Here is a 13,744-nt window from a genome sequence, read left to right on the forward strand (position 1 = left end):
ACGGGCGGCCCCCACCGTCCACAAGAGAGAGTGTAAGAGTGCTCGTACTCGTCGCTCCCGGCCAAGGCGCTCAGACGCCCGGCTTCCTGACCCCCTGGCTCGACCTCCCCGGTGCCGCCGACCGCATCGCCGCCTGGTCCGACGCCATCGGGCTCGACCTCGCCCATTACGGCACCGAGGCCGACGCGGACGCGATCCGCGACACGGCAGTGGCCCAGCCGCTGCTCGTGGCCGCCGGACTGCTCTCCGCCGCGGCACTCGGTGACATCACGCCGGGCGCCGTCGCCGGACACAGCGTCGGTGAGATCACCGCCGCCGCGTACGCCGGGGTGCTCAGTGACGACGCCGCCCTGGGCTTCGTCCGCACCCGCGGCCTGGCGATGGCGGAGGCCGCCGCGGTCACGCAGACCGGCATGGCGGCGCTGCTCGGCGGCGACCCCGAGGTCACCGTCCCGCACCTGCAGAAGCTCGGCCTGACCCCGGCGAATGTGAACGGCGCAGGTCAGATCGTTGCAGCGGGTACGCTGGAGCAACTGGATGCCCTGCAGGCCGACAAGCCCGAAGGTGTCCGCAAGGTCGTCGCCCTCAAGGTCGCGGGCGCGTTCCACACGGAGCACATGGCGCCCGCCGTGGCGAAGCTGGAGCAGGCCGCAGCCGGCCTCACCGCAGCCGACCCGAAGATTCCGTACGTCTCGAACCGCGACGGCAGCACCGTCGACACCGGCGCCGAGGTGATCTCCCGCCTGGTCGGCCAGGTCGCCAACCCGGTCCGCTGGGACCTGTGCATGGAGACCTTCAAGGAGCTCGGTGTGACGGCGCTGATCGAGGTGTGCCCCGGCGGCACCCTGACCGGTCTGGCCAAGCGCGCCCTGAAGGGCGTGCAGACCCTCGCGGTGAAGACCCCCGACGACCTCGACGCGGCCCGCGCGCTCGTCGCCGAGCATTCCTGAGCCGACGACAGACAAGGAGCCGTAGCGCATGTCGAAGATCAAGCCCGGCAAGGGCCATCCGTACGCGCGGATCATGGGCGTCGGCGGCTACCGGCCCACCCGCGTCGTGCCGAACGAGGTCATTCTGGAGACGATCGACTCGTCCGACGAATGGATCCGCTCCCGCTCCGGCATCGCGACCCGCCACTGGGCCTCCGAGGAGGAGACCGTGGCCGCGATGTCGATCGAGGCGTCGGGCAAGGCGATCGCGGACGCGGGCATCACGCCCGCGCAGATCGGTGCCGTGATCGTCTCCACCGTCTCGCACTTCAAGCAGACCCCGGCCATCGCGACCGAGATCGCGGACAAGATCGGCGCGGGCAAGCCCGCCGCGTTCGACATCTCCGCGGGCTGCGCCGGCTTCGGCTACGGCCTGACGCTGGCCAAGGGCATGGTCGTCGACGGCTCCGCGGAGTACGTCCTGGTGATCGGCGTGGAGCGGCTGAGCGACCTCACCGACCTGCACGACCGTGCCACGGCCTTCCTCTTCGGTGACGGCGCGGGCGCCGTGATCGTGGGCCCCGCCAAGGAGCCGATGATCGGCCCGACGGTCTGGGGCTCGGAGGGCGACAAGGCCGAGACGATCAAGCAGACCGAGTCCTGGGAGGTGTACCGCAACGGCGGTGCGCCCGCCAAGTTCCCTGCGATCACGCAGGAGGGCCAGGCGGTCTTCCGCTGGGCCGTGTTCGAGATGGCGAAGGTCGCCCAGCAGGCGCTGGACGCGGCCGGAATCACCGCGGACGACCTGGACGTCTTCATTCCGCACCAGGCCAACGAGCGGATCATCGACTCGATGGTGAAGACTCTGAAACTGCCCGAACACGTCACGGTCGCCCGTGACGTGCGCACCACCGGCAACACCTCGGCCGCCTCGATCCCGCTCGCGATGGAGCGGCTCCTGGCGACCGGCGAGGCGAAGAGCGGCGACACCGCGCTCGTCATCGGCTTCGGGGCGGGTCTCGTGTACGCCGCCACGGTCGTTACCCTCCCCTAGGCATCTCGTCCGGATCTTCCGATCCGTACAGCTGTGCCCAGCCTGCCGCTGCCGCGGCGGGCGCCCCACCCTCTGGATCCACAAGAAGGAGCGCCAACATGGCCGCCACTGAGAAGGAGATCGTCGACGGTCTCGCCGAGATCGTGAACGAGATCGCCGGCATCCCGGTCGAGGACGTCCAGCTGGACAAGTCCTTCACCGACGACCTGGACGTCGACTCGCTGTCCATGGTCGAGGTCGTCGTCGCCGCCGAAGAGCGCTTCGACGTCAAGATCCCGGACGACGACGTCAAGAACCTCAAGACGGTCGGCGACGCGACCAAGTACATCCTCGAGCACCAGAGCTGACCCAGCTCGTGCTCAGTCGCCACCCGGCGGTGGCGCCGCTGATCCCCTCAACACCGTGGAGAATTTTCCTGTGAACTCGACCAATCGCACCGTGGTCGTCACCGGTATCGGCGCAACCACACCGCTGGGTGGCGACGCAGCCTCGACGTGGGAGGGCCTGCTCGCGGGCCGTTCCGGCGTCAGCACGCTGGAGCAGGACTGGGCAGCCGAGCTGCCGGTCCGCATCGCCGGTCAGATCGCCGTGGAGCCGGGCGAGGTCATCCCCCGCCCGCAGGCCCGCAAGCTGGACCGGTCGGCGCAGTTCGCGCTGATCGCGGCCAAGGAGGCCTGGGCGGACGCCGGCTACACCGCCAAGGCGGGCGAGGACGCTTCCGTGGACCCGCACCGTCTCGGCGCGGTCATCGCGTCCGGCATCGGCGGCGTGACCACGCTCCTCGACCAGTACGACGTGCTCAAGGAGAAGGGCGTACGCCGCGTCTCCCCGCACACCGTGCCGATGCTGATGCCCAACTCCCCGGCGGCCAACGTCGGCATCGAGCTGGGTGCCCAGTCGGGCGTCCACACCCCGGTGTCGGCCTGCGCCTCGGGCGCGGAGGCCATCGGCTACGCGATCGAGATGATCCGTACCGGCCGCGCCGACGTCGTCGTCGCGGGCGGCACGGAGGCGGCGATCCACCCGCTGCCCATCGTCGCGTTCGGCAACATGATGGCGATGTCCAAGAACAACGACGACCCGCAGGGCGCCTCGCGGCCCTACGACGCGGACCGCAACGGCTTCGTGCTCGGCGAGGGCGCCGGTGTCATCGTCCTGGAGTCCGAGGAGCACGCCAAGGCCCGCGGCGCGAAGATCTACGCGGAGGCCGTCGGCCAGGGCATCTCGGCCGACGCCCACCACATCACGCAGCCCGAGCCGTCCGGCAACGGCATCGCCGCGGCGCTGCAGAACCTGGTCGACACGACGGACCTGAAGCCCGCCGAGATCGTGCACGTGAACGCGCACGCGACCTCGACGCCGCAGGGTGACGTCGCGGAGATCAAGGCGCTGCGCAAGGCCTTCGGCGACGACGTGGACCACATGGCGATCTCCAGCACCAAGTCGATGACCGGTCACCTGCTCGGTGGCGCGGGCGGCGTGGAGACCGTGGCCACGGTCCTCGCGCTCAAGCACCGCGTCGCCCCGCCGACGATCAACATCGACAACCTCGACCCCGAGGTCGACGCGGACATCGTCCGCGGCGAGGCCCGTCCGCTGCCCGAGGGCACGATCGCGGCGCTGAACGACTCGTTCGGCTTCGGCGGCCACAACGTGGTCCTGGCGTTCCGCAGCGTCTGAGCCTGCCGCACGTACGAAGGGGCCCCACCGGTTCGGTGGGGCCCCTTCGCGCAGGTCAGACCACTTGGTGCAGCCAGCGCACGGGTGCCCCCTCGCCCGCGTACCGGAAGGGCTCCAGTTCGTCGTCCCAGGGCTTGCCGAGGAGCTTGGCCAGCTCCGCCTCCAGGTTGCTCTCGCCGCGCTGCGAGCGGGCGAGCGCGGCGCGGAGCCGATCCTCGGGGACCAGGATGTCGCCGTGGATACCGGTCACGGCGTGGTAGATGCCGAGCTCGGGCGTGGCGCTGTAGCGCTCGCCCTCGGCGCTGGTGCAGGGCTCCGCCGTGACTTCGAAGCGCAGCAGATCCCAGCCGCGCAGGGCGGAGGCGAGCTTGGACGCGGTGCCCACCGAGCCCTGCCAGGAGAATTCGGATCTCCAGGTGCCCGGCGCCGCGGGCTGCCTGATCCAGTCGAGGCTCACACGCGCACCGAGCACGCCCGCGACAGCCCACTCGACGTGTGGGCACAGCGCGCGCGGAGCGGAGTGCACGTACAGAACTCCACGTGTCGTCACCGGGACCTCCAGTGTGGGTCGAGGTTCGCCTTCCCCAGCGGCCTCGCGCCCGTGCCGAGCAGTTTTCCCCAAATACTAGATAAACCTGGGAAAAGGGGACAGATGTGACGTGATGTAATTTAGCGGAACCACCGCAGCGGGGCGCCACCGGGTGGACCACCCGCCTGTCGCCGCCGTGACAGCGGTGGTCCGGCGGCTACGGGCCGAGGCTACCGTGCGGCGGCGCAAGGAGTGTGACGTACCGTCGGTCCGAAGGCCAGGAAACTCCGACCTTTCACCCGGCGGGGCGCAACCCCGGCCACCCGCACGACGTCACGTTGAACGACAGAGGGGAGCAGGGGATGCGGAACCGCAGGCACCGCTCGCGTGCCGCCGTCGCCCTCGCGACCGCGGCCCTTCTCTGCGGCGGTGCGCTCACCGCGTGCGACGCCCAGGGCGGCAACTCCGGGGCGCCCGGCGGCTCGTCCGCCCACCGGCCGTCCCCGAAGCCCACGCCCGCCTGGGACACCTCACCGCGCTCGCTGGCCGCCGTCGGCGACTCCATCACCCGCGGCTTCGACGCCTGCTCGGTGCTCTCCGACTGCCCCGAGGCGTCCTGGGCGACCGGCACCGACAGCGAGATCAACAGCCTGGCGACGCGGCTGCTCGGGAAGGGGCGCGCCGCCACGCACAGTTGGAACCACGCGAAGACCGGCGCCCGCATGGCGGATCTGACCGGGCAGGTCGAGGCGGCCGCCACCGAGCGCCCCGAGCTGGTCACGGTGATGACGGGTGCCAACGACGCCTGCCGCTCGTCCGTCGCCGCGATGACGCCGGTCGCGCAGTTCCGCGCCGACTTCCAGGAGGCGATGCGCACCCTGCGCCGCGAGCTGCCGAAGGCGCAGGTGTACGTGGCGTCCGTGCCGGACCTGAAGCGGCTCTGGTCCCAGGGGCGGACCAATCCGCTGGGCAAGCAGGTGTGGAAGCTGGGCATCTGCGCCTCCATGCTGGCCGACCCGGACGACCTGGACGCGCGGGCGACGCAGCGGCGCGACGCGGTGCGGGACCGCGTGGTCGCGTACAACGAAGTCCTCAGAGAGGTGTGTGAGAAGGACCGGCGCTGCCGGCACGACGGCGGGGCGGTCTTCGACTACCGCTTCGACGGCGACCAGTTGAGCCACTGGGACTGGTTCCACCCCAGCAAGAACGGCCAGGCGCGGCTCGCCGAGATCGCCTACCGGCAGGTGACGTCCAAGAAGCCCGTGGCATAGCCGGAGGAGGCGCTCCGGGCGGGGGCCCGGCTAGGGTCTCGATCATGCGCAGTGAACTCTTCGGGACGCTTCCCGACGGCAGCCCTATCCACCGGTGGACGCTGGAGAGGGCCGGGGTGCGGGTGCGCGTCCTGACGTACGGCGGGATCGTGCAGTCGGTGGACGTCCCCGACGGGTCGGGGCGCGCGGCGCCGGTGGCGCTGGGCTTCGAGGGGCTCGACGGTTATCTGGCGCATCCGGGGCCGTACTTCGGTGCGCTGGTAGGGCGGTACGCGAACCGGATCGCGGGCGGTTCCTTCGTCATCGACGGGCGGACGTACGACCTCGCGCGGAACAACGGGCCCAACGCGCTGCACGGGGGCGAGCGCGGCTTCGACAAGCACGTGTGGGACGCGGAGCCGGCGGGCGGGCACGGGGTGCGGCTCTCGCGGGTCTCCCCCGACGGCGAGGAGGGCTATCCCGGGCGGCTCGCGGTCTCGGCGACGTACGCGCTGGACGAGACGGGGGCGCTGCGGATCGCCTACGAGGCGACGACCGACGCGCCGACCGTCGTGAACCTCACCAACCACACGTACTGGAACCTCGCCGGGGCGGGGACGGGCAGCGCACTCGGTCACGAGGTGCGGATCGCGGCCTCACGCATCACGCCGACGGACGGCGCCGGGATTCCGACGGGCGCGTACGAGGATGTGGCGGGGACGCGGTTCGACTTCCGTGCGACGCGCGGGGCCGGGCCCGGCTACGACCACAACTACGTGCTGGACAAGGGAGTCACGGCGGAGCCGGTCGAGGTGGCCCGGCTGTGCGACCCCGGCTCCGGCCGGGTCCTGACCGTCGCGACGACGGAGCCGGGCCTGCAGCTCTACACGGCGGACCACTTCGCCCCGGAGCTGCCCTTCGCGCCCTGCGACGGGATCGCGCTGGAGACCCAGCGGTTTCCCGACTCGCCGCACCGGCCGCACTTTCCCTCCACGGTGCTGCGTCCCGGCGAGGTGTACGCGTCGGAGACGGTGTACGGCTTCTCGGTGCGGTGAGGTCGCGCGATTTCTCTTCTGTCAGGCGGTCAAAGGGGTGCTCAGGCGGCGGTCCGTGACGGAGCGGCCCGCCTCCACCTCGTACGAACCGGTCTGGAACACCCACGAGTTCGTGGTCTCGTCCCAGGTCTCGAAGGCGCGGCGCGGGAAGTCGACGGTGACCTCGACGCTCTCGCCGGGTGCCGCGTCGGCGCTCGCGAAACCGGCCAGCCAGCGGGCGGGGCGGCTGCCGTCGTTCTCGGTGGGGGCCAGGTAGATCTGGACGACCTCGCGGCCCGCGCGGTCCCCGGAGTTGCGGACGCGGACCGTGGCCGTGGTGCCGTCGACGGTCAGTGACTCGTACGTCCAGTCGGTGTAGCCGAGGCCGTGCCCGAAAGGGTAGGCGGGTGTGGCGCCCGCCTTCTCCCAGGCGCGGTATCCGATGAACACGCCCTCCTCATAGGCGAGTTCGCCGTCGGCGGGCGTGGTCCGGGTGATCGGCGCGGACGCCAGGTCGCCCCATGTCGTGGGCAGTCGACCGCCGGGCTCCTCGGTGCCGAGCAGGACGTCGGCGAGGGCGGCGCCGCCCTCCTGGCCGGGGAACCAGCCGAGCAGCACGGCCGCGACGTCGTCGCGCCACGGAAGTTCCACCGGGGAGCCGGAGTTGACGACGACCACGGTGTTCGGGTTGGCGGCGGCCACCGCGCGGACCAGGTCGTCCTGGCGGCCCGGCAGCGCGAGGTCGCGGCGGTCGAAGCCCTCGGACTCGACGCTCTCGGTGGTGGCGACGACCACGACGGCGGTGTCGGCGGCGCGCGCCGCCTCGACGGCCTCGGCGATCAGCTCGTCGGCGGCGCGGCGCGGGCCGAGGTGGACGAGGGAGAACATGACGGCAGGCAGCGGGGCCGCGGGCTCCCGGCCGACCGGGTGGCGCAGGGAGATCTCGACGGGCTCGCCCGCGGTGAGCGTCACCTTGCCGCGCTCGACCGGTGAGCCGAAGAAGGCCTCGAAGGGGTCGGACGCGGCGCCCGCCCCCTGGACGCCGTCGTAGAGGACGTCGCCGCCGACGGTGAGCGTGAAGGCGCCGAGGCCGCGCGTGCCGAACGTGTGGTCACCGCTCTCGCGCGGCGTGAAGGTGCCGGTCACCTCGACGCTCGCCAGGGTCTCGTGGGTGACGCCCTCGGGCAGGTCGTCGCCGATCCACTGGACCTGGCCGGTGGGGAGGCTACCCTCGCCGAGGACGGCGCCGGTGGCGTCGCGGCAGACCGCGCGGAGCTCGAACCCCTTGTCGGCCGGGGCGAGCTCGTCGCTGGGGTCGGCGCCGACCGCGTACGAGAGCGCGCCATCGGGCAGGGCGGCGGTCAGTCCGTCGAGCGGGGAGACGACGTGGGCGGGGAAGACGGTGGCGGAGCCGCCGCCGAGGATACGGGCGTCGCGGGCCGCTGCGCCGATGAGGGCGACGGTGCCGTCGGCGCGCAGCGGCAGGGTCCGGTTCTCGTTGCGTACGAGGACGAAGGAGCGGCGGGCGACCTCGCGGGCGAGGGCCTCGCCGTCGATCTCGGCGGGCAGGTCGCGCGGGGCGACGGCCGGTTCGGCGCCTTCGAGGATGCCGACGCGGGCGGCGAGGCGCAGGACGTTGCGGACGGCCTCGTCCAGGGTGTCTTCCGCGACCCGGCCCGCGCGGACGGCGGCGGCCAGCGGCTCGCCGTACACGGTCCGCGGGCCCGGCATGGCGACGTCGAGACCGCCCTCGATGGCGCCGGTGGTGGAGCGGGCGGCCAGCCAGTCGGAGACGTTGTAGCCGTCGAAGCCCCATTCGCCGCGCAGGACGTCCTCGACGAGATACCGGTGCTCGGTCATCGTCACGCCGTTGACCTGGTTGTACGCGGTCATGATGCCCCACGGGTGGGCGTTGGCGACGATGGCTTCGAAGGGCGCGAGGTACAGCTCGCGCAGGGCGCGCGCGGGCACCTTGTTGTCGACGGTGAAGCGGTCGGTCTCGGCGTCGTTGGCGACGAAGTGCTTGACGGTCGTCCCGACGCCGCCGGACTGGACGCCCCGCACATAGCCGGTGCCGATGACGCCCGTCAGGTACGGGTCTTCGCTGTACGCCTCGAAATGGCGGCCGCCGAGCGGGGAGCGGTGGAGGTTGACGGTGGGGGCGAGGAGGACGTGCACGCCCTTGCGGCGGGCCTCCTGCGCGAGCAGTACGCCGGCGCGGCGGGCGAGGTCCTGGTCCCAGGTGGCGGCGAGGGCGGTCGGGGACGGCAGGGCGATGGACGGGTCGTCGGCGGTCCAGCGGACGCCGCGCACGCCGATCGGGCCGTCGGACATGACGAGGGACCCCAGGCCGATCTCCGGCAGGGCGTGCAGGGCCCACATGTTGCGGCCGCCGAGGAGGCGGGCCTTGGCCTCCAGGTCGAGCTTGCCAAGGGCGGCCTCGACGGCGGCCTCTCGGGCCTGGTCCTGCCGGGTCCGGGCCTGGGCCTGCCGGGTCCGGGCCTGGCTCTGCTCGGTGGGCTCGGTTTCCGCCATGGAGGTGCCTCCTCGTTCCGTACCGGTTCCTCCATCGTGCATCCCGTACCTGTAGACCGGTAGGTTTTGTTATCTTGCCGTTATCCAAACATGTCGTACGGTCCTCCGAGCAAGGACGTACGGAAGGGGTGCCGGCCATGGCGGTCAGGGCCAGGGGTGAGGAGCGGCGCGCGGAGATCCTGCGGGCGGCGTTCGAGGTCATCGCCGAGCGCGGTTACCGGGGCGCGACCCTCGGGGCGGTGGCCGAGCGGGTCGGGCTCACCCAGCAGGGGCTGCTGCACCACTTCCCCACCAAGGAGGCGCTGCTGGTCGCCGTCCTGGAGGCCCGCGACCAATGGGACGCGGTGCCGCGCGCGGAGTGGCGGCTCGACCTGCTCGGCTCGCTGGTCGAGTACAACGCGATGCGCCCCGGCATCGTGCAGACCTTCTCCGCCCTGCTCGGCGAGAGCGTCACGGACGGGCATCCGGCCCGCGCCTTCTTCGCGGGGCGGTACGAGGCGGTGCGCGAGAGCTTCGCGGCGGTGCTGCGCGCCGAGTACGGCGACCGGCTGCCGGGCGGGCTCACGCCGGAGGCCGCCGCGCCGCTGATGGTGGCGGTGATGGACGGCTTGCAGTACCAGTGGCTGCTCGCCCCCGACACGGTGGACATGCCGGGGGCGTTCAGGGACTTCCTGCGGCTACTGGGCGGGGGCGCCGGGGACGGGACCGCGGGCGGCGGGAGCGGCGACGGCGGCGACCACCTCGACCTCGACTAGCGCCCGCGGCGGGACGAGACGCGCCACCGCGACGGTGGTGCTGGTGGGCGGGGTGCCGGTGAGGAACTCCTTGCGTACGGCCGCGTAGTCGGCGAAGCCGTCCATGTCGGTCAGGAACGTGCGGATGTTGATGATGTCGTCGAGTCCGGCGCCGTGGGCCTTGAGCAGCAGTTCCAGGGCCTCGAAGACGCCGCGTGTCTGGGTGGCCATGTCGTCGCCCTCGGCGCACTGCCCCGAGACGTACAACAGGACGCCGCCGTCGGCGTGTTCGACGCGGGCGACCTGCGAGTAGGGGCCGAAGGGCTGCGGGGCGGTGGCGGGGTTGTCGATGGTGATCTGCACGGTGCGGGCTCCTTGCGTGGGCGTGGTCGTGGGACGGGGCGGGGGCGTCAGGTGTCGCGCCGGGCGCGGATGTGGGTGACGGCGCGGGCGATGTCCTCGTGGACCACGTCCGGGTCGGCGGCAGCCGCCTCGAAGTGACCCAACACGGCGCGCATCGCCGGGAGTTGTGCCGCTTCCGTGGCGAGGGCGATGTCCTTGACGGCCAGATCACTGCCGAAGTGCACGCCGGTCGCGAAGGCGCGGGCGACGGCGCCGCCGAGCGGTCCCGCGGCGAGGGCCTCCTTGGCGGTGTCCTCGTCGAGGCCGAGTGCGTCGGCGAGCTTCATGGCCTCGGCGATCAGGGCGACTCCGCCGATGACGGCGGTGTTGACGACGAGCTTGAGCGCCGCGCCGGTACCGAGGGCGCCCGTGCGGGTGACCGGGCCGAAGTGGGCGAGGACGTGCTCGACGCCCGCCGCCTCGCCGCCCGCGAGGATGCCGAGCTGTCCCGCGGCGGCCTTGTCGGTGCTGCCCATGACGGGGGCGTCGACGAGGGTGACACCGTCCGGGAGGCGTCCCGCCAACTCCTTTACGGTGTCCGGGCCGACGGTCGACATCTCCACCCAGTGGGCGCCGGGGCGCAGGGCGGGGAGGACGGCGCCTGCGACCTCGCGCACGGCTTCGGGACCCGCGAGCATCGTGATGACGACGTCGGCCTCGCGGACGGCGTCGGCGGGGGTCGCGGCGGCCACGGCACCCTCCGCGACGAGGGCGTCCGCCTTCGCCGGTGTGCGGTTCCAGACGGTCAACGGGTGCCCGGCCGCCAGGAGTTGGCGCGCCATGGGCTCTCCCATGTGGCCGAGGCCGAGGAATGCGATCTTTTCCATGGGCCCGACGCTAGGCCCGGCCACGGGATGCGACAAGCGAATGTCTAGCATGCGAGCCATGCCGAATCCGCATGACGCACGGGGGGCGGTCATCCCCGATCCCCTGCCGCCCGACCTCTCGACCGTCTGGCTCCGCACCTTCCTGGAGGTGGCCCGGCACGGGTCGTTCACGGTGGCCGCCCGGGAGTTGGGGTGGACGCAGTCCGCCGTGTCGCGGCAGATCGCCGCGCTGGAGGCGGCGCTCGGTGGTGCGCCGCTCTTCGACCGGCTGCCGCGTGGGGTGAGCCCGACGGCGCACGGCCGGGCGCTGTGGCCGCATGCGCAGGACCTGCTGTCCCGCCTGGGCGCCATGGGGCGGGAGTTGGCGGCGCTCCGGGACGCGACGGGCGGGCTGCTGCGGGTCGGGGCGTTCGCGACGGCGGACGCCGGTCTCGTGCCGCGGGCGATCGCGGCGTTCCGTGCGCGCCACCCAGGCGTGACCCTCACCCGCGAGGAGGGCCTGACGCCCGCGCTCCTGTCCCGGCTCGCGGAGGGCGAGCTCGACCTCGCGGTGGTGTCGACGACGGGCGGCACGCTGCCCGGCGAGGCGTACGAGCTGCACCGGCTGCTCGACGAGACGCTGTACGTCGCGCTGCCGGCGGGGCACGCGCTGGCGGGCGAGCCCGAGCTGCGGCTCCCGCAACTCGCCGCGGACGACTGGATCTCCGGGAGCCCCCGCGTCGAGGGCTCCCTCCTGGAGGCGGCCCTGCGCCACGGCTTCCGGCCACGCGTCGCCCACGTCGTCGCCGAGTGGACGGCGAAACAGGGGTATGTGGCGGCGGGTCTCGGCGTGGCCCTCGTCCCCGCACTCGCGGCGGAGGGCGTACGACCGGACATCACGCTGGTCCCGGTGCGGGACGAAGGGGCGCCGCCGCGCACGGTGTACGCGGCGACGGCCCGGGACCGCACCTCGGCACCGGCGACGCGGCCGTTCCTGACGGCACTGCGGGAGGCGGCGCGGCGGGCGGCCTCTCTGGGCTGAATTGGTTTGACCCCCGGGCTCCTTGACGGCTTTCATTCGGGCCGGACCAGGCCGGACCTGACCTGGCCGGACCGGTGAGCGAGGGGGACATGTGAGCAGCGGGAAGATGCACGCCGACGAAGCCGACATCGACGAGGGGCTGGTGCGGCGGCTGGTCGGTGGCCAGTTCCCCGCGTGGGCCGGGCTGCCCGTGGAGCGCGTCGCATCGGCCGGGACGTCCAACGCCATGTACCGGCTCGGCGCGGACATGGTGGTGCGGCTGCCGCGTGTGGCGGGCGCCGCCGAGGACGTGGAGCGGGAGCAGGTGTGGCTGCCCCGGCTGGCGCCCGTGCTGCCCGTCGCCGTTCCGGTGCCGCTCGGGAAAGGCCTGCCGGGCGAGGGGTACCCGTACGCGTGGTCGGTGTTCCGCTGGCTGGACGGCACGACACCGGATCCGGCCCGGCCGCTCGCGGAACCCTCCCTGTTCGCCAAGGACGTCGCGGAGTTCGTGGCCGCCCTGCGCGAGGTGGACCCGGCCGGGGCGCCCGCCGCCTACCGCGGCGACCCGCTCGCCGGGCGCGACGCCCACACCCGCGAGGTGATCGCCGGCCTGGGCGGGCTCGTCGACGGGCGGGCCGTGACCGCGGTGTGGGAAGCCGCCGTGCGCGCCCCCGCGTGGGAGGGTCCCGGCGTCTGGGTGCACGGGGACCTGCAACCGGGCAACGTCCTCGTCGACGGGGGCCGGCTCGGCGCCGTCATCGACTTCGGATGCATGGGTACGGCGGATCCCGCGGTCGACCTGATCGCCGCGTGGTACCTGATGGACGCCGAGGCCCGCGACGTCTTCCGCGCCGCGCTCGGCCCTGCCGCCGACGACGCCATGTGGGCGCGCGGCCGGGGCTGGGCCCTCACGATCGCCGCCACGGAACTCGCGTACTACCAGGAGACGAACCCGGTGATGGCGAGTACGGCGCGCCGCGTCATCGGCCGCCTGACGGAGCCCGGCGACGCGTAACGGTGAGGGGGCTGGTCGCGGGGCGGCTCGGCCGGTTGTCAGGCACTCAGGAGCAGGTGCGTCGCCAGGCCCGTGATCAGCGCGCTCGACACCAGCGCGGTGACCATACGCCCCCTGCGGCCCGTCAGGGTCCGGCCGAGCAGGGCCCCGCCTCCCGCGAGAAGCAACTGCCAGCTCGCGGACGCCACGAAGGCGGCCAGTGCGAACGCCGCCTGCTCCGCGTGTGTCAGGGTCGCCGTGGCCGGGCTGCCGAGGACGAGCGCCGCGAAGTAGACGACGGTGGCGGGGTTCAGGAGCGTGATGCCGAGGAGGGCGGTGTAGGCGCGGGCGGGGCCTAGGGGGGTGCCGGTCCTGGCTGTGGCCCTGTCGCCCCCGCGGTACTCACGCACCGCCGACACCGCGCCCCACGCCGCCATCGCGACGAGCACCAGCACCGACGCCCAGCGCAGCGGCTCCAGGGCGGGCTCCACGACGCCGGTGAGCGAGGTGCCGCCGACGGCGGCGACGAGTGCGTAGAGGCCGTCGGCGGTCGCGACCCCCAGGGCGGCGCAGGCGCCGGTCCGCAGGGTCGTCCGTGCGGTGAGCGCGACGAGGTAGGTCCCGACTCCGCCGACCGGCATCGCGATGCCGTACCCGGCGAGGAGCCCGGCGAGGAGGACCGCGCTCATGGGTGCGCGGGGGTCGGCGTCATGGTGTGAGCTTCCCGCCGCCGCGCGGCACCGCCAACCGATTTCCCGGCGCGGGCCGTTCCGAGA

The 13,744-nt window shown here is 72.9% G+C and carries 14 protein-coding genes; 9 read left to right on the top strand and 5 right to left on the bottom strand.

The window, feature by feature from the left end:
- Nucleotides 1-38 precede the first annotated feature (38 nt).
- The 4 genes from ACH4D5_RS01340 (at nucleotide 39) to fabF (ending at nucleotide 3,663) form a co-directional block, all read left to right on the top strand.
- On the top strand, nucleotides 39-950 hold the full coding sequence (locus ACH4D5_RS01340; RefSeq protein WP_398297350.1) for an ACP S-malonyltransferase: 912 nt from the start codon (nucleotides 39-41) through the stop codon (nucleotides 948-950).
- A gap of 28 nt (nucleotides 951-978) precedes the next feature.
- Nucleotides 979-1,983, top strand: coding sequence for a ketoacyl-ACP synthase III (locus ACH4D5_RS01345; protein ID WP_398297352.1), 1,005 nt, complete (start codon nucleotides 979-981; stop codon nucleotides 1,981-1,983).
- Nucleotides 1,984-2,081: 98 nt separating this feature from the next.
- A complete protein-coding gene (locus ACH4D5_RS01350) occupies nucleotides 2,082-2,330 on the top strand; it encodes an acyl carrier protein (protein WP_398297354.1) in 249 nt (82 codons plus the stop codon).
- Nucleotides 2,331-2,400: 70 nt separating this feature from the next.
- A complete protein-coding gene (fabF, locus tag ACH4D5_RS01355; RefSeq protein WP_398297356.1) occupies nucleotides 2,401-3,663 on the top strand; it encodes a beta-ketoacyl-ACP synthase II in 1,263 nt (420 codons plus the stop codon).
- A gap of 55 nt (nucleotides 3,664-3,718) precedes the next feature.
- On the opposite strand, the gene ACH4D5_RS01360 is transcribed toward fabF, so the two are convergent.
- On the bottom strand, nucleotides 3,719-4,213 hold the full coding sequence (locus ACH4D5_RS01360) for a DUF3145 domain-containing protein (RefSeq protein WP_398297358.1): 495 nt from the start codon (nucleotides 4,211-4,213) through the stop codon (nucleotides 3,719-3,721).
- 341 nt (nucleotides 4,214-4,554) lie between these two features.
- Between ACH4D5_RS01360 and ACH4D5_RS01365 the strand changes: the two genes are divergently transcribed.
- Together ACH4D5_RS01365 and ACH4D5_RS01370 are read left to right on the top strand one after the other, a co-directional pair.
- Nucleotides 4,555-5,463, top strand: a complete 909-nt coding sequence (locus ACH4D5_RS01365; RefSeq protein WP_398297360.1) for an SGNH/GDSL hydrolase family protein — start codon at nucleotides 4,555-4,557, stop codon at nucleotides 5,461-5,463.
- A gap of 44 nt (nucleotides 5,464-5,507) precedes the next feature.
- Nucleotides 5,508-6,497 carry an aldose epimerase family protein gene (locus ACH4D5_RS01370; protein WP_398297362.1) on the top strand — a complete coding sequence of 330 codons (990 nt, stop codon included), beginning with the start codon at nucleotides 5,508-5,510 and terminating at the stop codon, nucleotides 6,495-6,497.
- A 21-nt stretch (nucleotides 6,498-6,518) separates the two neighbouring features.
- On the opposite strand, the gene ACH4D5_RS01375 is transcribed toward ACH4D5_RS01370, so the two are convergent.
- Nucleotides 6,519-9,011, bottom strand: coding sequence for a beta-glucosidase H (locus tag ACH4D5_RS01375; RefSeq protein ID WP_398297363.1), 2,493 nt, complete (start codon nucleotides 9,009-9,011; stop codon nucleotides 6,519-6,521).
- Nucleotides 9,012-9,148: 137 nt separating this feature from the next.
- Here ACH4D5_RS01375 and ACH4D5_RS01380 point away from each other — a divergent pair, with 137 nt between their 5' ends.
- Nucleotides 9,149-9,766: a TetR/AcrR family transcriptional regulator gene (locus ACH4D5_RS01380; RefSeq protein ID WP_398297365.1), complete on the top strand. Its 618-nt coding sequence runs from the start codon at nucleotides 9,149-9,151 to the stop codon at nucleotides 9,764-9,766.
- On the opposite strand, the gene ACH4D5_RS01385 is transcribed toward ACH4D5_RS01380, so the two are convergent.
- A complete protein-coding gene (locus ACH4D5_RS01385; RefSeq protein ID WP_398297367.1) occupies nucleotides 9,689-10,108 on the bottom strand; it encodes a RidA family protein in 420 nt (139 codons plus the stop codon). The genes ACH4D5_RS01380 and ACH4D5_RS01385 overlap by 78 nt on opposite strands.
- Nucleotides 10,109-10,155: 47 nt before the next feature.
- Nucleotides 10,156-10,974: an NAD(P)-dependent oxidoreductase gene (locus ACH4D5_RS01390; RefSeq protein WP_398297369.1), complete on the bottom strand. Its 819-nt coding sequence runs from the start codon at nucleotides 10,972-10,974 to the stop codon at nucleotides 10,156-10,158.
- Nucleotides 10,975-11,032: 58 nt separating this feature from the next.
- Here ACH4D5_RS01390 and ACH4D5_RS01395 point away from each other — a divergent pair, with 58 nt between their 5' ends.
- Nucleotides 11,033-11,995, top strand: coding sequence for a LysR substrate-binding domain-containing protein (locus ACH4D5_RS01395; protein WP_398297371.1), 963 nt, complete (start codon nucleotides 11,033-11,035; stop codon nucleotides 11,993-11,995).
- Nucleotides 11,996-12,101: 106 nt separating this feature from the next.
- Nucleotides 12,102-12,989 carry an aminoglycoside phosphotransferase family protein gene (locus ACH4D5_RS01400; RefSeq protein WP_398298478.1) on the top strand — a complete coding sequence of 296 codons (888 nt, stop codon included), beginning with the start codon at nucleotides 12,102-12,104 and terminating at the stop codon, nucleotides 12,987-12,989.
- 38 nt (nucleotides 12,990-13,027) lie between these two features.
- On the opposite strand, the gene ACH4D5_RS01405 is transcribed toward ACH4D5_RS01400, so the two are convergent.
- Nucleotides 13,028-13,657, bottom strand: coding sequence for a LysE family transporter (locus ACH4D5_RS01405; protein WP_398297373.1), 630 nt, complete (start codon nucleotides 13,655-13,657; stop codon nucleotides 13,028-13,030).
- Between the last annotated feature and the right edge of the window lie 87 nt (nucleotides 13,658-13,744).

This window comes from Streptomyces sp. NPDC018029, assembly GCF_044327655.1.
Lineage (GTDB): Bacteria > Actinomycetota > Actinomycetes > Streptomycetales > Streptomycetaceae > Streptomyces.